The following is a 25,883-nucleotide window of genomic DNA, read 5'->3' as shown; positions in this document are numbered from 1 at the left end:
CCATTCTGGGCGGCATCATCGCTGAGAGAGTGACAAAACGTTTTGCCAAAACGTCTTGGCGGTAAGCGTAAAGTGACCTCGGTCACTCGTCAACAGCTTTGGCGGGATTTTCGGGGAGAAGATTCTTTCCGATACGGGAAAGGGGGCTCCGGCTGTCCGTTGAGGCCAGCCGGAGCCCCCGTAGGCGGCCACCGGTCGTTGACGCACCAGGGGTGCGGTGTGGTGAGGCTGCGGTGTCAGCGGCTCCACATGGTCGGTGTGAGCGGGGTGATGTTGAGGCTTTCCAGCCGGGCGGTTCCGCCCTGGCTGTACAGGCCGATCTGTGTGGCTCCTGCGGAGGGGAAGACCTGGTCGGTGATGGTGGTCGTGCCGTCCTGGGCGAAGACCTCTACCGAGGAGCGGTCGAGGTAGATGCGTAGTCTCAGCCGGCCGTTGTCCAGCGCTACCGGGGCGTCGTCGAGGGAGGCGAAGGCCGGGTGGAAGCTGTCGTTGCCGGAGTTGCGCCGGTCTACGTACAGGCGTCCCTCGGTGGTGCTGTAGCCGATGCGTGTGGCCTCGGTGGCGTTGCCGAGCACGGTGAGGCCAAAGTCTTCGGCGGTGCCGGGGGAGAACTCGGCGTCGATCTGCACGAGCTCTCCGCTGACGGGTAGTGCGTGGGTTCCCGCCGGCACGTCCTGGGCCGGTGCGGTGTACTGGGAGGTGGTGTCGCGCAGCGTGGAGATCTCGGCGACCACGTCTTGTCGGAGCCGGGGGCCCTGTGGCGTCTGCGTCAGTGTCACTTCGCGCGGCAGTGCCATGGCACCGCGCCAGGTGGTGGTGGGGGTGTCCTGGCCGTAGTCCCAGTTGTTCATCCAGCCGAGCATGATGCGCCGGTTCTCGGGGGCGTTGTGGAAGGAGACGGTGGCGTAGTAGTCCTTGCCCCAGTCGAGCCAGTCGTGCTCTTCCATCCGGGGCAGGGCGCGGGTGTCCGAAAGGGTGAACTCGTCGGCGAGCACATGTCCCCATCCTGCGCGGTTGTTGTCCGTGATGCGGATGGTGGCTTGTTGTCCGCGGAAGGGGCGGAGGTCCCAGGACTTCCAGTCCAGTGTCTCGCTGTTGTCGCCGGTGGCGGAGCGGACCGTCTTGCCGTCGACGAGCAGGCTCACCGAGGTCTCGGTGCTGCGTGGCTGGGCCGGTGTCGATCCGAGGACCATGTGGTCCAGGGTGAGGTGTCCCCAGGGGCCGGTGGCGTTGTCGACGATACGGATGAACGCAGGCTTGCCGTAGTAGGCGCTCACGTCCCAGTTCTGCCAGTCCAGGGCACCGGAGTTCTTGCCGGTGGCGGTTCTGACGACTGCGCCGTCGACGAGCAGTTCGACCTGCAGCTGCCCGTCGGTACGGCTGCCGCCGCCGAGCAGGAAGCCGATGTTCGTGTCGGTCAGGTAGAACTGCGGCGAGGTGATGGTGCCCCGGTTGTCGTCGCCGAGGGCTCCACCTTCGAAGGTGTTGATCCGCTTTCCGATGGCGAATTCACCACCGGAGGTGGAGGGGTTCCGGGCCGCGGTGAAGTCCCCGGTGATCTGCCACCCGGCCTCGGTGAGTGTGCCCGGGTAGTCGAACCCGTCGAAGAGCAGATAGCCGGGAGGTGGTTCGTTGCCGGCCTGGGTACCGGGGGCGCGGGGATGGTGACCGCCGCCGATGAGGAAGTTCAGGTAGTCGTTGTTCACCGTGAAGGTCGGGGACTCGAGGCTTCCGATGGAGGCGTCTCCTCCTCGGAAGCTGTTGATCAATCCGGATCCGATGAAGCCGGTCACCGGGTTCTGCCCAGGCAGTGTTCCGGCAGCGGGGGCCGAGGCCCAGGGCAGTCCGGTGCTGGTGGGGTCGTTGCGGACGGTCCAGCCGTTGTAGGTCTGGTCGTTGAAGCCGCCCAGGGAGGGGCCCGGTGGCAGGCCTGCCACGGGATCTGTGGTCTGTGAGGTGAAGGTCGTGCCGTCGAAGTCTCCGACGAAGTACTGTCCGCCGCTGCCGCCGGCGACCGATCCGGGGTTGAGGTTGACCACGAGCACCCATTTGGTGTTGGCGGGGTCCCCGTCCACCGGAAGGGGAAAGAGGTCCGGGCACTCCCAGATGCCCTCGGAGGCGTTGGCGGGGCCGAAGTCGCTGAGAAAGGTCCAGGACTTCAGATCGGAGCTCTTGTAGAGGACCACTTTGCGCTCCACAGCCTCCACCGCCGCCATCACCCAGTAGGACCCGCCGTCGCCGTCGTAGCGGAACACTTTCGGGTCTCTGAAGTCGGCGGAGTTGCGGTCGAGCACGGGATTCTGGGCGTACTTCGTCCAGGTCTGCCCGTCATCGGTGCTGTAGGCCAGGGACTGGGCCTGCTTGCCGGCCAGTGTCGGGTGGGCGCTGGTGTACGTGCTGGTATAGATCGCCACCATGGCCGGATCCTGCAGCGTGCCGAAGCCCGTCGAGTTCGTCGTGTCCACCACGACGGATCCGGAGAAGATGTCCTCAGTGGACACCCCGGCATCATTGACGGTCTGGGGGATCGCTACAGGTTGTTCCTGCCAGTGCATCAGATCAGTGGAAGTGGCGTGCCCCCAGCTCATGTTGCCCCACCGTGTGCCGAAGGGGTTGTACTGGTAGTACATGTGGTAGACGCCCTGGTGGTAGACCAACCCGTTCGGGTCGTTCATCCAGTTCTGCTCAGGCGTGTAGTGCAGACCGGGTCGATACGGTTCCGCTTCGGAGCGGGCTGCGGTCGAGGCGGCTGCAGCGGTCTGTGCTGCGGCGGGGGGCAGACCGAGCAGGCTCAGCATGAGTGCGAGGACGACGAACAGCCCCGGCGTGGTCGTGGACAGGCGTGGTGGTGCCATGGGGTGGCGCCTTCCTGGGGAGCGGGTCGAGTCGGTGCTCGACGATCTTGTCGGTGCCGGCACGGCGGGGGGACCGGCAGCGGGCGCGCTGGGAGGGTTCGTGCACCGGCTCAGCCCGGCTCGGGGGAGACCTGAGGTCAGGGGGTCGGGCGGAAGGTGTGGTTCGTCGTCAGGGGGTCGAACTGTGCTGTGGTCGCGCTGTCCAGAACCTTGGTGCGGACGGTGGAGGCGTCCAGGACCACGGCCTTGACCGCGATACTGGCCACGGTGTTGTTGGTGGCGATGAAGTTGTCCTGCCCGGCCGCCACCAGAACGATTGTGGGCGTCCGCCCGGCGGGGGCGACGGCGTTGGCGGGAACATCGAAGGAGAAGTGATTGGTGAGGACGCTGTTGCCGTTACCGCGCAGGTGCACCAGGCCGAACAGATCGTCCAGGCCGTTGTTGTAGGGCTTGAGCGGGTCAAACGGTTCGATCTGCCGCAGGAAGTGGTTGCTCGCCACGAGGTTCTCGTTGCAGCCGCCCTCGAACACCACCATGCCTGGGTAGAAAGCATGGAACCGGTTGGCGGTGATGGTCGAGCGGCTCGAGCTCTTGAAATGAACCATGCTCTTGCCCCGGGGAAAGATGTTGTTCGCCGCGACGAGCAGGCCCCAGTGGTTTTCCGCGAAGATGGAGAAGCCGATGTAGCCGGCCCCGAGGAGGTTGTCGGTGACCTTGCTCGCCTGCCCGGAACCCACCAGCTCCACGCAGCTGCCGCACTCGGCGATGAAGTTGCCGCTGACGCTCAGCGCGTCGGCGTCGCGTACGACCAGCCCCCGCTCCAGATAAACCATGCCCATGCCCTGGACGCGGAAGGCGTCGTTGGCGGACTCCATCAGAATGCCCGTCTTGCCGTTGCGGTAGGAGTTCTGATTTCCCGTGAAGCCGACGCCGTCGAGGCAGAAGTTCTCGAAAATGATCGAGCTCAGCCGCGGATCCCCGGAGCGGAAGACCCGAAACGCCTCGCTGTGCCCGTCGGTGTTCTCCACCCGGATCCGGCTTCCACCGGGGTTGATCTCGAACCACGAGCCGGTATTGCCGGCGTTGTACCGAATGCTGAGAGAGGTGAATCCGTGCCCGGATCCCCGGATGGTGAGGTAGCTGACGTCCACATTGACGCGGGTCTTGAGGGAGTAGTCCCCCGGCGGGATGTAGATGACCGCCCCGGGCTTCGAGGCCTGGTTCGTCTGCTGGGCCTTGATGTCGCTGATGATGCTGTTGATGACCAGCCCGATGTCGTTCGTCGGGCTGGCGCCCGGGTTGTCCGGAACTGACCAGGTCGTCACGTCGTAAACGGTTGTCATGGCACGTCTTCCTGCGAAAATGGAGGGGGTTAGAGGAGACCGATAATTGAGCGGTAATCACTGGTGGGCTCGGCCGCGGCCTCCGGCGCTTCGGGGCTCGACGTGTTTGCGTAAGCCGGCGGATTCGCCGCTACGCAGATGGCCGCGGCAGCTCCTCCTACCAGCATCGCTTTGAGCAGCGAACGACGGTGCATGAAAAGACCAACGTTGGGCATGGGATTCCCTTTCACCGCGAAACGCAAAAACGTTTTGGCTACGCTAAAACAAGGGGAATTTACCCTGGCCGGAACAGGTCGTCAATAGACCTATGGCACCTTTCTGCCTTCTGAGATGTCCGCCGAATCGCTGGCACGAGGACGCCAACATGGCCCAAGTGCAGGCACGCCAGACGGTTGCGAGACCTGTGAGCGAGTAGATCCACAGCCTGACCCTGGGCGAGTGCGGCCAGCAATGCACGTGGGTTTTTCAGCGACGCATCGGCTGCGCCGACGGCGCGGAGGTCAAAGGTCTCAGGCGAGGTCAGGTGAGTCCGAGCGAGGACGGTCCGTTTCAATTCAGCAGCGACCACCACGCCTTCAAGACCGGATAAATATCTGCCGATCGCCCCGAGAGTAGCGCTACGCCATTCACCCAGTTCCGTCGGTTCAGCGCCCCAGCACATCGGGTTGCAACGCAGGCTGACCAGACAGGGAGGCAGGCCGCCCGCTTCCAGCTTCACATAAGGCCCGGTTCTCGGACACCTGCCTACGGGAGCTCTTGAATCTGCTTGCCGGGCGATTCAGTTTACGCTCCAGGCATGCCTGTAGATCCTGCACTCTCCGGCCTCGCCAGGACCATCGAGTCCGGCCAGCCGTGGCCTCGCCCCGCGTGCCCCAATTGCCAGACCGGGTACATCGGGTTCTCATCGCCTACCGAGGATGAGGGCCACGATTCAGTTTCAGCGCGCAGCCATCCTGCGTTCGAGCCAGAGTGGATCTCCGGCACGTTCGTCGTTCGCGGGCAGTGTGAGAACCCTAAATGTCAGCAAGCCGTGCATGGTACCGGGGACTACCGCGTCGACTCCTCCCAGAAGTCCAACCGCGACGACGAGTTTGAATACCAAGGCATTCCCTACTCCTCGTACTACACCGTCAGGCATTTGCACCCGCCGATACTGATGATGCCGATCCCTAAGTCGGCGCCCGACGAGGTCCGAGAGGGCGTCTTGCGCGCTTCTCGCGTGCTCTTCGTTGATCCCGGCCTAGCCGCAACCGCGCTACGTGCCACGGTGGAACGCTTTCTGAGCTCTGAGGGCATCTCGGCGACCCGATCAACCGGACAGTTTCGTAGCGCTCACGAACGCATCGAGGAGTGGCGGGATGCCGACCCCAATCGTCCTCCGGTCGCCGACCTGTTCTTCGCAGTCAAGTGGCTCGGGAACGCCGGAACGCACGAAGAGTCGGACTTGACCACCATCGAGGTATTGGACGGTGCCAGGGCGCTCGACGAAGCGTTCCACCGTCTCTTCACGGGGCCAGATATCGATGCGCACGCGCAAACCATCAACGCAGCCAAAGGGCCCTTCCGGCAACCCTAAGCCGCGACAGGCTTGGGACTGCCGCGCCAGCAGATGACAGTTTGACCTGACCTATGGTTTGGTTTCCAGTCGTGGTCGCTACCTTCCAGCGGTGTTGAGTGCCTGTGGTGTTCGAGCGAGGTCGTATTCGTGAACCGTCCCTTGGCGACGTGTCGTAACTGGGGCTGCTCCTTGTTGATATACCGGAATTGATTGGTGGCACGCAGGACGTCAAAGACTCCTTGATAATGCCTTTCAATCTAAGCTTCCCGCAGAATTAGAGGACGTTTATGTTGATCACAATAGCTGACTCGTGGCATGGTGTCTCACTTTCTCGCCTCCAAAATAGGGCGAGAAAGTGTAAGAACGAACAACTGTAGTTAACTTACCTTAGGTAAGTGTAAAAACTTTGTCGATAATGTCGGCCAGCTGTCGGGGCGGATCTGCGTCTATGCTCCGGGCCACTGTGCGATATATAGCATGGTTCTTCGAGATTACTTCACCGGTAGTTGCCTCATGTGCCGAACAGGAGTGGCTCCACTGTGGCCATTCGCCCTCCAGCAAAGCTTCGAGGTGATCTTCGAAAATAGCGACTCTGTCGCCCACTTGCTTGCAAGGAAGGTCCTCTTCCGCAAGTCCAAAGTGTTTCAGATTCCTACGGTTCATCTTGTGGTTGTTTGAAACCAGAGCTCTAACCTCGGCCGGTTTCTTACCCTTGTCTACTGCGCGGCCTTCAAGGCCTGAGTCTGCGTCGAATACGCTATAGACTGGAATGCCGAGGCTACAGAGAATAGCGTGCGGGAGTGGAATATTAGACTTGCCGTTAGCTGGCACCACTACAATTCCCGAAGCTTCGAATCTTCCAATCGTATGGCGGTCGGCGATACCTTCCAAGATTGCTTGGTCCGTGGTTCCTTCTACTAAAAGTACGGCATTTGCAAAGATTGCAGACGAAAGCTGGTTGCTAATCACTCCGTTCAATTGCCGCTTGATTTTCTCAGACTGAGTGGTGTCATTGATGCGCGCTTCAACGTCAGTCAGTGTGCACGAGTGTACGGAAACAGTGCGCTCTCCAGAGGCATCACGAACGAGTCGGCGCACTTCATCGAAATGAGCCCCATCCACGAAGTATGGGCTGTGCGTAGCATAAGCTACTTGAATGTTCTTGCCAGAGTCACTGGCGAGGTCGCGTAATACCTTAGCAAACGCCTGTGCTTGGACGGGATGCTGGAACAGCTCGGGCTCTTCGATGGCTAGAAATATAACTCCCGTATCTGACGCTGCCCCTACGGCAGCGAGCATCTGAAGGGCGGAGATAAGTATGGTTCGTTGAAAACCATGGCCTTGGCGGTCAACAGTGGTTTCGATCTCCCCGTCCAGTATGCTTACACCAAAAGACGTTCGTGGTGCCTTGAGTTCAATCTCCGCAGGCGAAACTTTCACGCTCCGGCCTGGGCTGTAGCTCCCGACCACTCTATTGAGACGTTCGGCGACGTCAGTCAATGGAGCTTCGAAGTGCTTCTTGTAGATTTCTTGCTGACTGAGGCGGCTGGTCTCGACAATCGCCGCGATTTCCTTGTCTGCAACTGACCTATCGATAGTTCGCTCTAGAATCCTTCCGACGATGCTGGTTTTAATGTCAGACGACTCCTCTGCTGCGCGTAAATCTGCCGTGATCAGTACATAATCAAAGAGGCCACTCATCTTTCCATTGCCGTTAAAGCCGAAAAAGTTGGTCTGCAGCTCTTCGGCAGCGTCCGTCAGAAGATGAGTGTTGGTTGCCTCGAACGTGCGCATTGCTTCGTCGATCGCCGCGCTGGTAGTTGCATTGGTAAGGTTTAGTGACTGATCTTCCTCTCGAAGAGCTTTATATCGTGCCTTTTTTTCCGCAGCGCTCAGTCCTTGTTCACGGATAGTCTCGAATGCCGCGTATGATTTGGCATTGGCTGACAAGTATTCGCGGCCCTCCGCTGTTCGTGTTTTCCACGCAATAAATGTTTTTGACGTTTCAGGCACATATGCGCCGAGAGCGTCACGATCTTCGTCTGTAAGTTCGGTAAACTGCACTTCGACACGGATCTTTTCACCAGAACATCCGCTAGTAAGGTCGTCGTCGCATAGAAGTCCTGTTTTGCCTACAGGCGAGAAGAACCAGTCGAGAGCTCTCAGTACAGATGATTTCCCCACTCCATTGGGACCAATGAAAGTTGTGATAGAGCTGAATTCTATCGTTATATCTCTCAAGGAGCGGAAGTTTTCAATATGTACCCGTGAGATTCTCAAAATTCCCCGATGCTCTACTTGTGATTTATATATTGTGCCATAAACGCGCTGTCTGTTTGCATCTTAACATTTCGAGCACAACGTGGGAACCGCGCCGCGCCGATCAATGTAACGTTGGCTGCAACGGCTGTGGTGCACCTGTGGAAATTCCACAGGGGTGGGTTGGCTGAGAATGAGGCCGAGGAAGCGTACCGCAACCTAAATCCCATGCTGGAATTCAAATTGCCTACAGAGGAGTGACGACAGCCTAGTGCGGACGCTATTTGGGTGATTTGGTACCGCAGAATTCAAAAAGGTTACCGCGATGTCTTGGTGACCTTCGTTATCGCAACGCCTTAAGTTATGAATCATTCTCAATATGGTCGGCAACCTGAGGTATGAAGCCTGGAGCTGCCGCGCCATCATATGACATCCAATCCCGCTTCAGTCTCCTTCCGTTTTACATTTGGTCGGCTACCGGCCACTTTTTAGCAAAAGTCCGGGCTGTTCCTGGCGTGGGGCAGCAGGGGGCGCCCGTTATGGGACGGGTGAAGGGTCCGGCCCTGAGGCTGTGCCGTAGCGCTGCTGGGCGCCCTGCTTGCTGATCTCCAGGGCCCCGCCCACCGTGGACCACGACAGGCCCACGTCGCGGGCATCCTGTACAACCCATCCGCGGGCTGTCTGTGATCCCCTCACGAGCGCTTCAGCGCCCAAGAGCGCGAGATGCGCCCGGCGTTGGGCTTCCCCGGTCTGGGCATCGGCGAAGCCTCGTGCGATGGCTTTCGCGACGTTCGCGAAGCTTCCCGAACTGGCCAGCATGCGCCCGAGCTCTTCGGCCTGACTGATGATCTGCTCGTCTCCGCTCATGGGTCAATGCTGGTTGACGCTGGAGCGCATCGTCAATTGGTATTGACGTCTGATGGCCAACCCGGGGCAGGGCCACTGGCAGTGAATGGTGAAGCCAGGCAAGGCCAGTATGTTGACATATCAACATAAGGAGTGTTGGCTGGTGCGTGTTCTAGAAGATGGTCGTGGAGGTGCTGGGTAGCGTGTGAGGGAGATTCCCGATCGCAATCAGGAGATCCCCCCATGGCCCGAGCCCGTAGAAGGACACAAGTCGAGGGGCAGTTGAGCATTGATGCCTTTCTCTTCCCGGAACCCGAGGAGGTTCGTGATGAACACGTACGGCAAGTTCGCGCAGGAAGCGTGGAGGACGACCGCGCCGGCGGAGTACGCCCTGATCCCGGACCCGGATCAGTGGTTCGAGCAGCTGGGGGAGGAGGCCTCGATCAGGGTGGAGGACTTGACGACGGCGTTGGCCGGCCCGGACCCGGTGGGGGAGAGCTTCCTGGAGAAGTGGGGGCGGTTGAACGCGGCGAAGCTGCAGGCCGAGGAGATCGTGCGGGTCGAGATGCTGACTCCGGACCCGTCGGTGCAGGAGGAACCGGAGGAGGAGGACGAGGAGGAGTCCGGGGTGGCGCGGATGCTCCAGGCGATCCAGGAGTCGAACCGCGAGGACCGGGAGTACTGGGAAGAGGTGAACCGGCTGGACGCGGAACAGGCGTAACTCCAGACGCTCCTGAGCCTGCGGGGCCGGGGCGCTTCGTCCCCCGCGCCCAGGACGACCTGGCCCCGTCCGGGGCGCAGGCGAGGTTCCGGGCCAATCTGGCAGCGCTTCACGTGCTGCGCTCCCTGCAGGCCGAGGATCGGGCCGCCACCGAGGCCGAGCGCACCACCCTGGCCCGGTGGGGTTCCTGGGGCGCCAGCGGGGTGGCGGAGGTCTTCGACGAGTCCCGCACCGAGTACGAGGCCGAGCGGGCCGAACTGCACGAGCTGCTGGATGAGACCGAGTACGCCGCCGCACGGCGCACGGTGATCAACGCCCATTACACCGATCCGGCGATCGCCGCCGAGGTCTGGGGTGCCCTGACCGGGCTGGGCTTTGCGGGCGGGCGGGTGCTGGAGCCCGGCTCCGGTGCCGGCACCTTCATCGGCCTGGCCCCGGAAGGCTCCCAGATGACCGGGGTGGAACTGGACCCGGTGACCGCGGCCATCTCCCAGGCCATCTACCCGGACGCCATCATCCGCCCCGAGTCCTTCGCCGACACCCGGATGCCCGGTGGCACTTTCGACGCCGCGGTGGGCAACGTCCCGTTCTCCCGCAACTCTCTGCACGATCCCCGGCACAACGCGGCGGGGCATTCGATGCACAACCACTTCATCCTCAAGTCTCTGGCCCTGACCCGCCCCGGCGGGGTGGTCGGGGTAATCTCCTCAGCCTTTACCCTGGACGCGCAGAACCCCGCGGCCCGCCGGGAGATGGCCGAGACCGCCGATCTGCTGGGCGCGGTGCGCCTGCCCACCGGGGCCCACCGTCGGGCGGCCGGCACGGACGCACTGACCGACGTACTGATCTTCCGGCGCCGCCTGCCCGGGGAGGAGCCGCTGGATCAGTCCTGGGTGGAGACCGCACCGGTGGAACTGGGCGGCCAGCAGGGCCGGATGAACGTCTACTTCTTGGAGCGCCCTGAGCGGGTGCTCGGTGAGCCGGTGATCGGCAACGGCATGTACGGCTCCGCCACCCTCACTGTGCGCGCTGAGGACCTGGCGGCCACCGGGGCCCGGCTGCACGAGCAACTGGCGGACATCACTGCCGAGGCCCTGGCGGCCGGGCGGGGAATGGTCGAGCGCACGAGTGAGCACGAGCTCGAGGCGGCGGCCCTGGTGCCGACCACCGACCAGGAACAGGTCGGACACATCACGGCGCGAGGGGACGGGACGTTCACTCAGGTCACCCTCGAGGGGGTGCACGCACCGTTGCCGGTGCCGACCACCCAGCAGGCCGAACTCCGTGCCCTGCTCGGGCTGCGTGACCAAGGACGGGCCGTGCTCACCTTGGAGGCCGCCAACGTCGAGGACACTCCGGAACTCGACGCCATGCGCGAGCAGCTGCGCACCACCTACCTGAGCTACTACGACCGCTACGGAGCGATCAACCGGTTCACCGAACGCCGCACCGGCAAATACGACGAGGCGGGGGCGGACATCCTGGCCCGCGTCACCCCGCCGGCGGTCCGCTTGCTGCGCGGGGATCCCTTCGGGCCGTTGGTGAAAGCGTTGGAGCACTTCGACGAAGGCACCGGCACCGCCGCCCCAGCCGATCTGCTGTCGCAGCGGCAGGTCCAGCCACGCCGACCCGTGCTCGGGGTGGACACCCCGGATGAGGCCCTGGCCGTCACCCTGGACACGCTGGGGACCGTGGAGATGGCCCACATCGCGGCCCTGCTGGGCACCGACGAGAAGTCCGCGCGCGAGACCTTGGGGGAACTGGTCTACGAGGTGCCCGGGGAGGACGGGGTCTACGAGACCCGGGCGGAGTACCTGTCCGGGGACGTGCGCGAGAAGCTGGACACAGCCCAGGCCGCAGCGGCCGCCGATGGCCGGTTCCAGACCAACGTGACCGCCCTGGAGGCGGTGCTGCCGGCCCCGTTGGGGGCGGATGAGATCGAGGCCCGCATCGGCGCGGTGTGGGTGGCCCCAGAGATTCATGAGCAGTTCCTGCGCCACATCCTCAAGGACCCCAGTGCGCAGGTGGACCGGATCAGCGGCGCGAACTGGGATGTACGGGCCAGCCGTCATGTCTTCGCGGCCCGCAACGACTGGGGCACCGAGCGGATGGCGGCCGGAGACATCTTCAAGAAGCTGCTGGAGCAGCGCCGGGTGCAGGTCACCGACCCCGACCCGTCGGATCCCGAGGGCAACCGCCGAGTGGTCAACGCCACCGAGACCACCGCCGCCCAGGAGAAAGCGCAACTGATGCAGGAGCGCTTCGGCGAGTGGGTGTGGGAGGACCCGGCACGAGCGGCCGGGTTGGTGGATGAGTACAACCGGCGGTTCAACTCCATCGTGCTGCGCGACTACACCGTCGAGGGGGAACGCCTGACGTTCCCCGGGCTGGTGAAGAACTTCACCCCCCGCCCCCACCAGCGCGCCGCAGTGGCACGGATGCTCTCGGAGCCCTCGGTGGGGCTCTTCCACGAGGTCGGAGCGGGCAAGACCGCCGAGATGGTCATCGGCGCGATGGAGCTGCGCCGATTGGGGATGGCGCGCAAACCGGTGATCGTGGTGCCCAACCACATGCTGGACCAGTTCTCCCGGGAGTGGCTGCAGCTCTACCCCCAGGCCCAGATCCTGGCCGCCTCCTCCGAGGATCTGGCCGGGGACAAGCGGCGGGTGTTCGTGGCCCGGGCGGCGGCCAGTGATTGGGACGGGATCATCATGACCCGTACCGCGTTCGAGCGCATCGAGCTCTCCACGGACTCCCGGATGGCCTACCAGCTGGCGGAGCTCGAGCGTCAGCGTTCCGAGCTGCAAGCGGCCAACGAACGGGCCGCGGCCAGCGGGGCGGACACCATGTCCATCAAGCGCATGGAAGCCCGACTGCAGGCGAGGGAGGAGAAGCTCAAGGCCAAGTCCGACCGGGCCACCGATCCGGGGATCACCTTCGAGCAGACCGGCATCGACTACCTGTTGGTCGATGAGCTGCACGAGTACAAGAACCTCGACACCGCCTCGAACATCTCTGATGCGGCGATCGATGGGTCCAAGCGGGCCAGTGACCTGCATTCCAAGGTGGAGTACCTGCGGTCCCAGCACGGGGATCGGGTGATGACCGGGGCGACGGCGACGCCGATCGCGAACTCGGTGACCGAGATGTATGTGATGCAGCGCTATCTGGGTCCGGAGTTGTTGGAGCGGGCCGGGATCCACGACTTCGACTCGTGGGCGGCGACCTTCGGTCAGGTGGTCTCCGAGATGGAGCTGTCGGTGGCCGGCGGGGACAGCTTCAAGATGAAGGAGCGGTTCGCGAAGTTCCAGAACGTCCCGGAGCTGTTGAAGATGTTCCACACTTTCGCCGATGTGAAGACCGCCGAGGACTTGCAGCTGCCCACCCCGGATCTGGTGGTGCGGGAGGACGGGAAGCGGCTGCCGCGCATGGTCCCGGTGGAGGCTTCTGCGGAGCTGCAGGACTACATCGCGGAGATCGGCCGGCGGGCCGAGGCGATCCAGGCGCGGTTGGTGTCCCCGACCGAGGACAACATGCTCAAGATCAGCTCCGACGGGCGCAAAGCCGCCTTGGACCTGCGCCTGGTGGATCCGGAGCTGGGGTCGGTCGTGGCGGAGACCAAGATCAGTGCCGCCGCGGACCTGATGGCCCGGGTGTACGAGGACCACCGGAACGATGTGTTCACGGATCCCTCGACCGGGGAGGAGCACCCCGCCCGGGGTGGGTTGCAGATCGTGTTCTGCGACCTGGGCACCCCCTCGGAGTCCTGGAACGTCTACGACGAGCTGCGCGCCCAGTTGGTCGAGCGGGGGGTGCCGGGGGAGAAGATTCGGTTCATGCACGAAGCCCGCAACGATGCGGAGAAGGGCCGGTTGTTCTCGGCCGCGCGGACCGGGGAGGTGGCGGTGCTGATCGGGTCCACACAGAAGATGGGGGTGGGCACGAACATCCAGGCCCGGGCGGTGCACCTGGTGGATCTGGACGCCCCGTGGCGCCCGGCCGATGTCGCCCAGCGCCACGGGCGGATCATCCGGCAAGGCAACCAGAACCCGGAGGTCGCCATCTCGCAGGTGGTGACGAAGGGTTCGTTCGACACCTTCATGTGGCAGACGTTGGAGCGGAAGTCGAAGTTCATTGACCAGATCATGCGCGGGCGCCTGGACGTGCGCGAGATCGAGGACGTCGGGGACAACACTCTGTCCTTCGCCGAGGTGAAGGCAATCTCCAGCGGCAACCCGTTGATCCTGGAGAAGTCGAAGGCCGATCAGGAGCTCGCCCGGTTGGAGCGGTTGAACCGGGCCTGGCACCGCAATCAGTCCTCGCTGGTGTTCCGCAAGGACGCCGCCCAGGTGCGCGCTGATGCGCTGGAGCGGGAGATCCCCGTGCTCCGCGCAGCGGCGGAGCGGACCACCGATGAGCTCGGCGGTGAACGGTTCCGGATGACCATCGACGGGGCCACCTACGACAAGCGCGCCGAGGCGGCGGAGGCGTGGCAGCAATGGGCCGGGGTGCACGCCACCTCGCGTCCGCCCCGAGCCGGGGAGACCGATCTCGGTGTCGCCGGCGCCATTGGTGGGCACGACATCCGGGTCGTGCAGCGGCCGGGGAACCTGGCCGATCTCAGTGCGTCCCCGGTGGAGCTGCGCATCGACGACGCCCCCGGTGTGGCCGTGGAAGTCACCCGGGCGACGTCGCTGAACCCGAGCGTGGGCATGATTCAGCGCCTGGAGAACCAAGTCCGAGCACTGCCCGAAGAAGTCACCAAGCGCGAAGCGCGACTGACCGCCGCCCGGCAGGAAGCCGTGGACGCCCGGGAGGCGCTAGGGGTGCCCTTCAAGCACCAGGACGCACTCGAGGCCGCCCGGTGGGAGGTGGAGCGGATCGGGCGCGCCATGCGCGGTGAGGAGACGCCACAGCCGACCCTGGACCCGGAGCTGGAGGCGTTGAAGAAGAGAATGCGGATCAACTTCCCCGACGCTCCCACTGTGGGTCGTAGCAGTGCCGGGCGTGGCGGCAACGGCTCCGGGCGTCCCCCGGAGGTGGCACGACGGCACGACGAGCAGCGACCCCAACAGGGCGGCTTGGAGCTGTAAATACTCGCTCTGCTTGGACTGTTCAGACGGACGGTGCCCGCTCCCCATTGTGGGAGCGGGCACCGTTGATGCGTGGTGACCACGTGCTCGGGAAGCCGTCCACAGTCGGCGGGAACGGAAGTGCCACGGTCGCGCGTGAGGTGACCTGCCGGCTGTGGTCGGGTGGTCGGCGGGGGTCCCCGTGTCCATCATGGGTGCGGGAAAAGCCGCGGAGCGAGGAGAGCTTTTGCCGTGCCCATGTGGGCACGGGGCCAGGAACTCAGCCGCGGTTGTCCAACTCACGGTCCGCTCGAATCTGGCGTGCTTCACGCCAGATGACGAGCAGCGAGACCACCAGGAGTAAGCCAGCCAGCAACCCGATTTTCGAGCCTCGGGCCACCAGGACGATGGAAATGATCAGGAGCGCGCCGTAGCTGGCTGTGAGAACCCAGCGACTGGCCGTCACTGCTCCGGCTCGGTGCCGCCGCCGTCCTGCGCAGACGCGGTATGGGCATCTGGGGAGGTCGAGGTGGCCTTCCGCCGGCGCTGCACGCGCTGCACCTTCTCAGGTGCGGAGAGCCCAATCTTGCGCAGCTCCTCGGCGCTCCAGCCGCCGTTGTTCACCGCGGCCTGGAACGCCTGAACGTCATTCTTCTCAGCTTCCTTGAGGGCCTCGCGGGCCTCGTCGAGGGCGCCGCGGGCGGTGATAGCACGGCGGACGTAGTCCATCCGGTCGTTGAGCAGCCGCTGGGCTGCTTCTTCTGCTTGCTGGGGGTCGGTGAGCTTAGCCATGCCCCTACCTTAACGAACGCACACGGTGCGTTCCAGAGACCACGCCTGCTCAGCTGCCGCTTCGCACCCGTGGTGCCCCAGCGGAGCAAAGCTATGTTTTATGTGCCATAAAACGGGTGCACCGCTGGCCCGCGGGGCTTTGCGGTGGCACACTGGTCGTGTGGGGCCCACGGGAGTGGGGGCGCTGCGCTGGGCCGGCAAGGAGAGGAGGTGCTGTGGTGGAGCAGGAGAATCCGCGTCGGGTGTGGAAGTCCCGTCGCAAGCGGATCGAGGGCAAGACCCAGTACGTCCGGGTGTCCATGTCGGAGTCCGAGCGTGCCCAGTTGATGGTGCTGGAGCAGCAGACCGGGCTGTCCCCGTCGGCGCTGATGGTCGAGGCCGTGTTCGGGTCGGCGGATCCGGTGGCGGTGCAGCTGCGGCGGAACCAGCTGGTCGAGTTACTGGCGATGCGCCGGCTGATGGCGACAATCTCGAACAACGTGAACCAGATCGCCCGGCACGCCAACAGCACCGGTGAGGTGTTGCCGGAGGCGGTCGAGACGATGCGCGAGGCGCGGCGGTTCGGTGAGGAAGTGCTGGCGAAGCTCGAGGAGCTCGCGCCGTGATCCCGAACATCACCAAGGGTGACAAGCCGGTCGGGCTGATGAAGTACCTGGTGGGGCCGGGCCGGGCCAACGAGCACACTGACCCGCACCTGGTGGGCGGCTCGCCGCTCATCATGGCGTGGTACGACGACGTGCAGCTCAACGAGGAAGCCGCGGTGGGGATCGCCCGCGAGGTGGATCTGAACCGGCGGATGCTGGGCTTTGAGGCAGACACCAAGCACATCTGGCACTGCTCGTTGTCGATCCCGTACCAGGACCGGGAGGTCACCGACCAGGAATGGGCCGACATCGCTCAGAAGTTCATGGACGAGATGGACTTCACCGACGCCGGGGCCAAAGCCCCGTGCCCGTGGGTCGCGGTGCATCACGGACGCTCCACCAAGGGCAACGACCACATCCACATCATGGCTTCCACCATCCGGGAGGACGGCACGAAGTGGGCCGACGGCAACGACTACGCCCGGGCGCAGAAGGTCGCCCGGGGCATCGAGAAGGACTTCAACCTCATCCAGCTCGGCAACCACTCCGAACGCTGGCTGCAGCAGGGTGAGATCAACCGGGACAGCACCCGGGAGCCGGTTCGGTTCGCCCTGGAGCGCACCGTGCGCGCGTGCGCGGTGGCCGCCGAGACGGAGGCGCAGTTTGTGCGGCAGATGCGCCGAGCCAACCTGCTCGTGCACCCCCGCTTCGCCGCCGGCACTGACTCAGTGGTCACCGGGTATTCGGTGGCGGAGCGTCCGCCGAAGGGGATGCGGCCGTTGTGGTTCGGTGGCGGCAAGCTCGCCCAGGACCTCACGCTCCCGTCCCTGCGGACCCGCTGGCCCGACACCCCCGAGTCCGCCCAAGAAGGATCCGAGGAGTGGGTGGCGGCCAAGCGGCACCGCCGCATCGTCCACCCCGACGCCCCCGGTGCGGTTTTGGATGAGGAGACCGCCCGGCGGTTGGCCGGGGAATTGAAGGAGGTGCGCCGGCGGCTGGTGAAGATCGCACCGGACGACCACCAGTCCTGGGCGCACGCGGCCCGGGAAGCCTCCGGGGTGTTCGCGGCGTGGTCGCACGCGACCGAGGACGGCCAGGGGCCGCTGGGACGGACTGCCCGGGTGCTGGCACGGTCCGCGCACCGTTCCGGGGTGAAGATCACCACCCCGCTTCAGGCGCCGCTGCGCACCAGCGGCACCACGGCCTTCCTGCTGGCGGCCACCCGGGCCCCGTCTCCGGTGGCCCAAGCCTTGATCATGAACCAGATGCTGCGGATGACCCAGGCGTTCTACGAGATGCACCAGGCCAACCAGGACCTGCGCGAGACCCAGTTGATCAACGACGCTTTCGAGCAGCACCTGGCCGCCGTCGCCGCACCCTTACCGGAGGTCGAGACCTCCGGGCCGGCGCGCTCGGCCTCCCACGCCGGCCCCACCCGTGACCGCGGGGCGCTGCGGGAGACCCAGGGGCCCACCGCCACGGTGCGCCCCTACGTGGACCACACCCGAGACGAGCACGGAATGGAGCTGTAGTGATGAGCACCCACCCCGATGGCGTGAATGACCTGCTCTTGAGGGACCTTCAAGCGGCGATGGCCGTGGCCGGGCGCTGGGGCGAGATGATGGCCCGCCAACGCGCCGAACAACTCCGCCAACGCCAGATGGAGCAGCAGCACCGGCGGCGTGAGCTCGAGGAACGCTTCGAGGCCGAACGCGCGGTGATGCGCACCGAGCTCGCGCCGGTGGCGACGGAGCGGTTCTGGGAGTCTGCGAAGCCGACTGACATCGCCGGCCACTACGGGCTGGCCCGGCAGTGGGAGCACCACGACGAGGTTGCTAAGGCGGCTCGAGGGCGGATCGAGTCGGAGGTGAAGGACCGCCACGGATTGAAAGTGGAGGACTACCTGAACGACCACGCACCGCAACAGCAGCGCACCGATTCCCCGGAACAGGGGTTTGCAGCCCGTGAAGCAACAGACGCGCAGCACGACCACGCCGAAGCCGCCCGCAACGCCGCTATGGCCGCACGAGGTGACCTGCGGAACGACTCGGACACCCGCCATACGGCCGCCGACGCCGAAGAGCTTTGGGACTCAGGAGACCGCAGAGCGCGTCTGGCCGAGACGCTCCTGGCTGCCCTGGGCGACACCGAGGAAGGCCGCGACGGGGTCCAGGCCCGTCTGGCCGCCGAGCGAGACCAAGGCACGCCCCCGGTCGACGCGGTGCGGTCTATCAAACGAGGGCCTAAAGCTGGCAAGAACACTGGGCGTGACGCGGGGCGGGACAGGGGCCTGGGCCTGGGTTGAAATGCAGGTGTGCTGACCGCTGCAGGGGCCGTGGGGCTATCTGCGAGGGTTCCTGGTGCTGTGGTCGGCGTCTTCGTGTGAGAACTCAGTCACGCGGGCGCCGGGCGAGCACGCTGCAACCGATCAGCAAGGCCAGCACATAAACGAGCAGCAGAGCCCAGGAGACAACCGTGTTCGCTCCGGCTAGCAAGCCCAGCAGAACGGCGGCGGCCACGGTGACCGTGCCGGCCTTCCAGGCTCGGCCGACCAGCAGTAACGCGCCGGCCGCGACTGCGGCCAGGGACGCGAACCGCACCTGGCGTGCACCAGCGGCCCGCAACCTGTCAGTCTCATCGGCACCCCAGTCCACCAGCGGGACGGCTGTCACCAGACCGAAGTAGAGAGCCACAGCGGCGGACAGGCCGATCAGCCCGGCCACGACGGCGATCAATGTGCGGCTCATGCGCGACCACCTATCCTGCTCACCGGAATTTGAATCGGACGGTGGCGCTGGAGCCGTCGTCGAAGGTCATCTGCATGTTTCGGCACTGCCCGGCCCAGGCCGCAGATGTCTTCCACACGTAGGTGTAGCGGTCGGTGGCCGGGTCGTACTGCAGGGTGCTGGAGCCGGCTGCCACGGTTTCTTCCACGTCGCTCACCTCAGTGCCGGAATCGCAATCCACTTGCCGCGAGGCAGGGCTGCCCTCGACCAGGATGTCCATTCCCTGGTCTCCGCCGAGACCAAACCGCAGCGGCACCGCCCGCCCGGCCTTCATCGCATTGACCGTGGGCAGCGGCTTCACCGGGTTCTCGAAGCCGGTGAATTCGTAGGCGGAGATCACAACCGTGCTCTGGGCGGTGGCCACATCCACGGACTCGCGGTCGTCGACCACGGTGAGGGTCGCCAAGTACTCCCCGGGCTCGGCGTACTTATGCGTGACGACCGGGCCCTCCAGCACCGTCCCGTCGTCGAACTCCCAGATGTAGCGGACCACCTCGCCGTCCGGGTCGTGGGAGGCGCGCCCGTCCAGGGTGACGGAGCGCCCGTCCTGGGCGAGGTCGAACTCGGCCACCGGCGGTTGGTTCACCGGGGCCGCGGCGTGGGCGCTGAGGGTGACTGGTTCGCCGGAGCCGGCGACATCGGCGCCGTAGAGCTCGATCGTCCATTCCCCTGCTTCGGGGTTCTGCACGTAGTAGAGCTCCTGGGTGGGGGCGACTTGGTGCACCACATCGGCGGCCGCCGTGTCACGGTCGATCACCCGTCCGCTCGGTGAGCGCAAGCGCATCACGACATCGCTGCCCGGCCAGGAGGTGGAGAACCCGACTGCCGGGGAGTCAGCGGGGACCTGGTATGGCGCGGTGAGGGTCTGCTCGGGGTGGATGACCAGCTCTTCCCGGAGGCTGTCGGTGGTGGACCTGGCCGTGAACCCGTTGGCGCCCACGGCAGAGAACTCCTCCTCGAGCCGATCGGCGATCATCTCGAAGCCGAGCCGAGTGGGGTGGAAGGAGTCTTGTCGGTCGTTGTTGAGGGTGACCCCGTTGAGGAACGTCTCATTGCCGTCAGGATTGCACAGCTCCCGGCCCTCGGGGGCGTCGTAAAGGTCAACGGGCCGCACGCCCATGGTCAGGGCGGCGTCGACGATGGCGGTGTCCAGCCGACGGATCTGGTCGTTGATCCACAGCTGGTCGCTGACCCGCAGGTTCTGGCAGCGGGGGACGAACGCGCCCGAGGTCCAGGTGCCGCGTCCGCCCTCGACGGGGAAGAACTTCGGGTAGGTGAGCACCATCGTGTCGGCGCGGTAGGCGTTGAACCGGACGTCGCGGTAGACCTTTTGCAGCGTCGTCAGCCCCTCGGCGTCCGCGGTGCCAGCGAGAGCATCGAACCGGTCATCGATGTTCTCCGCGTGCTCATCCTCGCACGTGCGGAACATGAAGTTCGTGAGAATGCAGTCCGTGAGCACCGGGGCGAAGCCCATATCGTTGCCACCGATACCCAGGGTGACCAGCCCAACGTCCTTGCCGAGATCGCCCTTGAGCTGGTCGAACTGCGGTGGTTCACCGTGCCGGCCGTTGTAGAGATCGTCCGTGGTCGCGCCGCTGCAGGCGAGGAACTCGAGCCGTTTGGCCACGGCGCCGCGGGTGCCCAGCAACGGGGCGTAGGCGTACGGGGAACGTTGGCACTCACCGCTGTCGTCGTAGTACTCGTTAGTGCCGACCCCGGCTTGGTAGGAGTCACCCATCGCCACCCAGGTCTGCGGCGGCGGGGTGCCGTTGCGGACCTCGAACACGTACCGGCCCGGCACCGTGCTCCCCACACTCTTGTTCACCAGCCCCGTCGCCGGGTTGGTGTCCAGGAACGCTCCGGGTTGTCCGGATCCGACCAACTCGAAGTTAGTGCCGACCTGCCCGCTCCCGTTGGAGAATCCGACCCTGGCGGGGGCCCCTCCCAGCCCGTCGGAGCCGCCGGAGGCGTCGCCGGCCTCCCAGGTGATCCCGTCATAGTTGAAGACGATGTCCACGTCCCCGGCACGGCGGTCGCTGCGATCGACCAGCAACAGCTGGAAGCTGTTGAGCTTGTCGAACTGGGCGGGGTAGTAGCCGACCTCGAGCCAGTTCACACAAAAGGCCGGACGCCCCTCGAACGTCGTGGTCCCGTAGCCGTAGCGGACCACGTCAGACCCGGAGCCGCGGGTGTCGACGTCACCAAAGAACGGGGCGACGATGACACGGTTAGTGCCGTCGAGTCCGAACGGCGTATAGGTGGACAACGGCTGGTCGAAGGTGACGTTGCCATTGTTATTCACCCACAACTGCTCGTAGCGCTGGCCGTAGAAATCGACCTCGAACGGCAACTCCACCGCGGGACTGGACCCGTCATCGTTACGGGAGAGATCGGTTTCGGTGCAGGCGGCCTCGGAGACCACCGCACCCGTCCCGACGGCCGCAGCAGGCCCTGCCGTCAGTGCTGGCAGAGCCCCAAAGGTGAGCGCGGTAGACAGGACCACCGGCAACCAGAGCTTCCTCATCGAATTCCTCCATCCATCCTGGTGCGCTCCGGGCGTTGCCCGGGGACGTCACTGCAGCCACCGGGGACCGGCAGGAGCTGGAGGCACCTGGCAGATACGGGGTGGAATTGTCGGTGGAAGCCGTGGGGTCGTGTTCTCGCGGAGTTCGCCGCCGCGACCGGCAACGCTGTCGCGGCGGATCGATGGCCCCGTCCGGCCTGAGCGCTCACATCGTGACACATCTATTTTCTTATGGGAATGAAGCTAGCGGTCACAAAGTGTCGACAAGGCCCCATTGCCTTCTCTCCCGGCCATGGGCCCAGTCAGCAGTGAATGCGGGGGCGGTGTCGCTGCGCTAAGGCGCTGAAGATGTCAGGCCGCGCGGGGGCAGCCCATCCCTGATGGAGGGGACGCCGCGCCCGCCGGGCCGGTTGCAGCGGCAGTCGTGGCTCGGGGTTCGCGCAACGGCTGATCCCTCCCATTGGTGCTCATCCATGCCCACGCCACGTAACCAACGCCGGTGAATTAAAAATCAGCTGAACGGGATCTCCACCAGATGCGAGGACTTCCGTGGAGTGACCGGTAGCGAGACGTGTTGAGGCAGGATGAGTAACTTCCTGCCACGCCGGCAGAGCAGTCGCTGGGGCGGCAGTGCGTGCACTTCCAGCGCTCGAGTCTCAGTCCACAACCACGCGCGCCTTCATCGGCGAAGAGCCGAGGTGTACGACCAAGCGCCGTTCCACACCTCAGCTGTACGCGCGAATCTCTCATAAAACGAGAGTTCTCCATGCTGGCCTGCGTGGACGACGCCGGCCTCACGAGCTCGACGATCCATCCCATCCGCCGTGCACCCTGTCACCGCCTGGACAGACGCCCGTAGGCAAGGTGGGACGAGTACTTGCATCAGATGCGAGAACTCCCCACTGACCGTTAGCCGATAAGAATGATTATGTAAAGTAGGGCTTGGTGCACCTCATTGGCGATGTCGCTGAGCTTCGTAAAGGCTCTCTTCCATAGATTCAGCGCAACGGGTTCTATCTAGCGGTTGCGCCCCGTAGCAGGACGTGGTGTTGAGACGGCATGAAGACCATGGTGAGTCGTGGTAGCCGCTCCTCCGTGCAACAGGGACAAATGAGATCTCGAACGCTCCTGGGATGCCTTGCCGCATTGTTGAGAAGTGATGTTCGCCAGAGCCTGGCCAAACGTCAGATCATGCACTTCGGTGGCTGGAACGCCAAGGCATTGAGCAATTTCTTCTGTACCCCATCCTTTGGATTTATGAAGGGCTGGGAGAATGACACTGAATACTCGTGATGTCTCTCGATCCATCCCCTCGGGCTCGCTGGATCGGTAACCGCGTTTAGTCAGTTCGATGCAGGTCTGACGATAGGACCAGTCCGTCATCAATCCAGCTTTATGCAGAGCATGAGCCAGCGCCATCGCGGAGACACCCAGGTATGTCTTGAGCTTGAGCACAGCGGAGATGGAGGGTTCCCTCCCTACTCGGGCTCGTAGCAGGATGCGTGGCATCAGCAGTTCAGAAGCGAACTGGTCAGCTTCTTTCTCTGCGTTTCGCTCAAGATCCGATGATGCATCAAGGCCGCTGTGCATCACCAGGTGTCCAAGTTCATGAGCCAGGTCAAAGCGAGATCTTTCAGCGGTCTTCATCGTGGAGAGAAAAACGTATGGTCGTCCGTCCTCCCAAATACTGAAGGCGTCCACATCGGCTGTCCCTGACGGCAAGCTCAAAACTCGAACGCCGTGGGATTCGGCTAGGCGCACCGAGTTGGGTAGCGGGTCAATGCCTAGATGCCATTCTGCGCGCACCTGCTGGGCAGCATCGAGAGGGTCTAAGCCCGCCAGATCAGGCACCGTGAGCTCAGGCAGCACGAAATGCTCGGTGATGAGCGCGTACAGTTCCACCCCGGTCCGTCCAGCAGAGGTAGCTGCATGCTTCTGCGAGGCGCTCGAGCGGCGCCGCGCACGGAAGAAGACTCGGTCCTCCTCTAGTGGCGCCGTGGCGGGCATACGAAAGAAGGCCGGGGTGCAATCCAGCGCATCTGCCAGTGTCGGAGCCACCCGATCTGGGGCACCGTCGGTTTCGTAGTTGGTCACCGTGCGAGAAGTGGCCTGAAGTCGGCGGGCCAGCTCGGTCTTACTGAGTCCCGCCCGCAACCTCGCCAGAGTGATCCGAGAGGGTTCGAGGGTCACGACAATTCCACAATCCTGAAGTCGACGTCATCCTGAGGGCCAGCCGGCCGCTGGGGCAGCTCCAGGCCGGTGAGATCCTGGGAAGGCAACAAAATGCGGCTGCTCCACTGGGCGATATCACCGTCGTCGGTCACCCTCACCGGCAGGGACAGCTCAGCCCGCACCACCGGCTCGTCCTTCGACCAGTGGTACAGCAGCACCCAAGTGAGCGGCTGCTGCCGCGTCCAAGCGGCCGGCACATTGATGTCCAGCACCTGCTGATCGTTGCACTGCACTGCAGCTCGAGTCGCCGGACCGCGACGGCGCGCCGTGCGCGGATTCACCGTCAGCGAGATGCCGGTGTCGGCGTTCCCGCCGATGACCATGATCGCCATCGACCCATCCGGGGAAAAAACTCGGGGAGAATTCTGCGGGTCCCCGCGCCTCCACCCTTGTTCCACGAGCTCATGGCGCAGATAGGCCACTGTCTCCGACCACTGCGTGAACCCTCGGGCAGTCACCGGGTGGAACGGCGTGATCTCCTGAGCGCTCTCCACTCCCGTACGCACCGAGCTCACCAAGACCCCGGCATCCAGCCCCAGGGTCCCCAGCACCGAGGTGGCGTCCTCAGCAGCCACGTAGAGCTGGGGGCGAGCAGGGTCAGGGTTCTTCTCGGCGTGCTCCATGCACCTCAGCATAGTGCACAAAACCGGAAAATTTGGTCGCCATGGGGTAATCGGAGCCAGGGTGCATCACCCTGCAAGCAGGGGCCTCGCTTAGAGGTTCCGGGTGGCCCATGCAGACGATGGCTCACCCACACGGGTGTCGGGGGTTGAAAACCGTTCAGCGCACGCCTGGCGGATAGAGGTCCGGATTCGGCGCGGACTCACTACGGGTTAGCGAGCAAACCCCGCGGGCAGTGAGATTGAAGCGTGCCACGTGTATGCGGCACCCCTCGGCGCCGAGGGACCCATTCCCCGAATGCCTGAGGGTCACTACATCTCAACGGCACCGGACGCGCCGGCTGGCGGGGTCGTCACATGCCCCGCCCGGTTGATGCGCCGGGTAAGGCGGTTTTAAAACTGGTGGTCCTAGAGGATGCCCGTTTCCTTCATAACTGTAAGAGCTGATGCAGTCGTATTCATCGCACCGCTGAACGTGCTGGTGGCACCCTTAATGCGTTTCATTAGCGGCTGCAAACGATCGTCTTTTGCCCCCTGATCATCGTTGAGGACTCCCTGTAATTCGTTGGCGAGCTTGCGGATAATGACGGCCTCATCTGGGTCCGCCTTACGTGCATCGGTCAGTAGAGCGATGTGAAGTTCGTGCAGCTTGTCAAGGTGGTCCGCTGTATTGACGTTCGTATGCGTGCTTCGCTGCGAACTGTCACTGATTCCTTCACCCGCCATCATGGCGTTTCCCACACTGCTATTTTCCCCGAAATACTGCATTTGCTTTACACTTTCGATGGTGACTTGGTGAGTCGTTGCTTCCCCATTCCGGATTCGAAGCCAGGTGCGATCACTGAGAACTACACTGTCCGGGGGTATGCATAGCGCTCGATTCAGCCATCCATCTATGCCTTTGATCATCGCGTCGAATGCATCATCCAACATGGCAGCCAGCATGGCGGGCAACCCGTCATCCTTGGGTTCTGGCTTTGACTTTTCGGGTTTTTGCGCAATATACAAAGTTTTATTGTCCAGAAGGGGTTTCAGCACAAAATAACGCCTCCGCCCCCTGATTTTGTTTCGTTTCCAAAACCTCCGCAGTGGCACCTTTTCCTTTTGGTTGCTACTTTCTTCAACCACAAAGTCGAGCAACTTTTCTCGCCAGGCGATGGTCTTGGGGTCATTCAGGTACTTTCGCCGAGCACTCTGCTGGTTTGCCCTACCCAGAACGCCTAGGACGATGATGACGAATAGGATTCCAAGCGGTATTAACCACCAGTACTCCCCCAACCACACTCTGACTGCTTCCTGCTCTGATTCCCCCATAGGAGTAGTCTCACCGACTTACCCCCCTCTCACAAGCTGAGATGCACTCACGCCGGGCTAGCGGGCGTGGTCCACACTCAGCCATACAAGCCTTCTCAGCGGAGCTGACCGTAGGCGTCCCGGGCGGACAGGACACCGACATGAGCAAATCCCGTACATATGAGTGCAGGGTGGTGCCGTGACCAGCAGATCTCAGATAAAGACGGCCTCCGGCACCTGGGTAAAGCGCGGCGGATCTACTCACCGGTACGCCTAAGCAAAACAGAGTGGCGGTAGCTTTAAAAGCGTCCGCGGGAGGAAGTAGGCGTCCCATCAGCCCGCGCCACACAGTGCCATTCGATCGTGCCGGGGCGCTGTAATTGCCGCGGGTCGTAGCA

At 63.9% G+C, this 25,883-nt stretch carries 16 protein-coding genes; 6 read left to right on the top strand and 10 right to left on the bottom strand.

The genetic code is table 11. From position 1 onward, the window contains the following. Positions 1-236: 236 nt before the first annotated feature. Both AVL61_RS13705 and AVL61_RS13700 read right to left on the bottom strand, forming a co-directional pair. Positions 237-2,798 carry a GH32 C-terminal domain-containing protein gene (locus AVL61_RS13705; protein ID WP_058874900.1) on the bottom strand — a complete coding sequence of 854 codons (2,562 nt, stop codon included), beginning with the start codon at positions 2,796-2,798 and terminating at the stop codon, positions 237-239. 194 nt (positions 2,799-2,992) lie between these two features. Further along, on the bottom strand, positions 2,993-4,198 hold the full coding sequence (locus AVL61_RS13700) for a NosD domain-containing protein (protein ID WP_058874881.1): 1,206 nt from the start codon (positions 4,196-4,198) through the stop codon (positions 2,993-2,995). Between the two features lie 1,030 nt (positions 4,199-5,228). Between AVL61_RS13700 and AVL61_RS13695 the strand changes: the two genes are divergently transcribed. Beyond that, complete coding sequence (locus AVL61_RS13695; protein ID WP_058874880.1) at positions 5,229-5,774, top strand: DUF4145 domain-containing protein; 546 nt, start codon at positions 5,229-5,231, stop codon at positions 5,772-5,774. 369 nt (positions 5,775-6,143) lie between these two features. Here the strand turns inward: AVL61_RS13695 and AVL61_RS17570 are convergent, their stop codons facing one another. Together AVL61_RS17570 and AVL61_RS13690 are read right to left on the bottom strand one after the other, a co-directional pair. Continuing rightward, positions 6,144-8,036 (bottom strand): AAA family ATPase, encoded by a 1,893-nt coding sequence (locus tag AVL61_RS17570; RefSeq protein ID WP_082697172.1) that lies wholly within the window; start codon positions 8,034-8,036, stop codon positions 6,144-6,146. 516 nt (positions 8,037-8,552) lie between these two features. Beyond that, positions 8,553-8,882: a hypothetical protein gene (locus AVL61_RS13690; protein WP_058874879.1), complete on the bottom strand. Its 330-nt coding sequence runs from the start codon at positions 8,880-8,882 to the stop codon at positions 8,553-8,555. A gap of 307 nt (positions 8,883-9,189) precedes the next feature. Here AVL61_RS13690 and AVL61_RS18635 point away from each other — a divergent pair, with 307 nt between their 5' ends. Further along, on the top strand, positions 9,190-9,582 hold the full coding sequence (locus AVL61_RS18635; protein ID WP_058874878.1) for a hypothetical protein: 393 nt from the start codon (positions 9,190-9,192) through the stop codon (positions 9,580-9,582). Between the two features lie 113 nt (positions 9,583-9,695). Further along, positions 9,696-14,675, top strand: a complete 4,980-nt coding sequence (locus tag AVL61_RS13680) for a helicase-related protein (protein WP_269433318.1) — start codon at positions 9,696-9,698, stop codon at positions 14,673-14,675. A 441-nt stretch (positions 14,676-15,116) separates the two neighbouring features. Here AVL61_RS13680 and AVL61_RS13670 read toward each other — a convergent pair whose 3' ends face one another. Next, positions 15,117-15,446 carry a hypothetical protein gene (locus tag AVL61_RS13670; protein WP_058874876.1) on the bottom strand — a complete coding sequence of 110 codons (330 nt, stop codon included), beginning with the start codon at positions 15,444-15,446 and terminating at the stop codon, positions 15,117-15,119. A 215-nt stretch (positions 15,447-15,661) separates the two neighbouring features. Here AVL61_RS13670 and AVL61_RS13665 point away from each other — a divergent pair, with 215 nt between their 5' ends. The 3 genes from AVL61_RS13665 to AVL61_RS13655 are packed head-to-tail and all read left to right on the top strand — an operon-like array spanning position 15,662 to position 18,335. Further along, positions 15,662-16,051, top strand: coding sequence for a MobC family plasmid mobilization relaxosome protein (locus tag AVL61_RS13665; protein WP_058874875.1), 390 nt, complete (start codon positions 15,662-15,664; stop codon positions 16,049-16,051). Continuing rightward, entirely contained in the window at positions 16,048-17,562 is a 1,515-nt protein-coding gene (locus AVL61_RS13660) for a relaxase/mobilization nuclease domain-containing protein (protein WP_058874874.1), read from the top strand. The genes AVL61_RS13665 and AVL61_RS13660 overlap by 4 nt, the downstream gene beginning before the upstream one ends. 2 nt (positions 17,563-17,564) lie before the next feature. Beyond that, on the top strand, positions 17,565-18,335 hold the full coding sequence (locus tag AVL61_RS13655) for a hypothetical protein (RefSeq protein WP_058874899.1): 771 nt from the start codon (positions 17,565-17,567) through the stop codon (positions 18,333-18,335). A gap of 85 nt (positions 18,336-18,420) precedes the next feature. On the opposite strand, the gene AVL61_RS13650 is transcribed toward AVL61_RS13655, so the two are convergent. The 5 genes from AVL61_RS13650 to AVL61_RS18005 all read right to left on the bottom strand — a co-directional run bounded on the left by AVL61_RS13650 (position 18,421) and on the right by AVL61_RS18005 (position 25,506). Next, on the bottom strand, positions 18,421-18,777 hold the full coding sequence (locus AVL61_RS13650; RefSeq protein WP_058874873.1) for a hypothetical protein: 357 nt from the start codon (positions 18,775-18,777) through the stop codon (positions 18,421-18,423). A 19-nt stretch (positions 18,778-18,796) separates the two neighbouring features. Then, entirely contained in the window at positions 18,797-21,340 is a 2,544-nt protein-coding gene (locus AVL61_RS13645) for a PxKF domain-containing protein (RefSeq protein ID WP_058874872.1), read from the bottom strand. Between the two features lie 1,017 nt (positions 21,341-22,357). Then, on the bottom strand, positions 22,358-23,242 hold the full coding sequence (locus tag AVL61_RS17565) for an ImmA/IrrE family metallo-endopeptidase (RefSeq protein WP_197412716.1): 885 nt from the start codon (positions 23,240-23,242) through the stop codon (positions 22,358-22,360). Positions 23,243-23,526: 284 nt separating this feature from the next. Next, complete coding sequence (locus AVL61_RS13640) at positions 23,527-24,195, bottom strand: hypothetical protein (protein ID WP_058874871.1); 669 nt, start codon at positions 24,193-24,195, stop codon at positions 23,527-23,529. Positions 24,196-24,600: 405 nt separating this feature from the next. Continuing rightward, positions 24,601-25,506, bottom strand: a complete 906-nt coding sequence (locus AVL61_RS18005) for a hypothetical protein (RefSeq protein ID WP_157571440.1) — start codon at positions 25,504-25,506, stop codon at positions 24,601-24,603. Between the last annotated feature and the right edge of the window lie 377 nt (positions 25,507-25,883).

This window comes from Kocuria rosea subsp. polaris (assembly GCF_001483755.1).
Classification (GTDB): domain Bacteria; phylum Actinomycetota; class Actinomycetes; order Actinomycetales; family Micrococcaceae; genus Kocuria; species Kocuria cellulosilytica.
This window is presented reverse-complemented; position numbering and strand designations above follow the sequence as displayed.

Bases quoted from the DNA above. Each gene is read 5' to 3' on its own strand.
- AVL61_RS13645 (WP_058874872.1), bottom strand. From the start codon at position 21,340: ATGAGGAAGCTCTGGTTGCCGGTGGTCCTGTCTACCGCGCTCACCTTT.
- AVL61_RS13705 (WP_058874900.1), bottom strand. From the start codon at position 2,798: ATGCTGAGCCTGCTCGGTCTGCCCCCCGCCGCAGCACAGACCGCTGCA.
- AVL61_RS18005 (WP_157571440.1), bottom strand. From the start codon at position 25,506: ATGGGGGAATCAGAGCAGGAAGCAGTCAGAGTGTGGTTGGGGGAGTAC.
- AVL61_RS13700 (WP_058874881.1), bottom strand. From the start codon at position 4,198: ATGACAACCGTTTACGACGTGACGACCTGGTCAGTTCCGGACAACCCG.
- AVL61_RS13650 (WP_058874873.1), bottom strand. From the start codon at position 18,777: ATGAGCCGCACATTGATCGCCGTCGTGGCCGGGCTGATCGGCCTGTCC.
- AVL61_RS13640 (WP_058874871.1), bottom strand. From the start codon at position 24,195: ATGGAGCACGCCGAGAAGAACCCTGACCCTGCTCGCCCCCAGCTCTAC.
- AVL61_RS13655 (WP_058874899.1), top strand. From the start codon at position 17,565: ATGAGCACCCACCCCGATGGCGTGAATGACCTGCTCTTGAGGGACCTT.
- AVL61_RS13670 (WP_058874876.1), bottom strand. From the start codon at position 15,446: ATGGCTAAGCTCACCGACCCCCAGCAAGCAGAAGAAGCAGCCCAGCGG.
- AVL61_RS18635 (WP_058874878.1), top strand. From the start codon at position 9,190: ATGAACACGTACGGCAAGTTCGCGCAGGAAGCGTGGAGGACGACCGCG.
- AVL61_RS13690 (WP_058874879.1), bottom strand. From the start codon at position 8,882: ATGAGCGGAGACGAGCAGATCATCAGTCAGGCCGAAGAGCTCGGGCGC.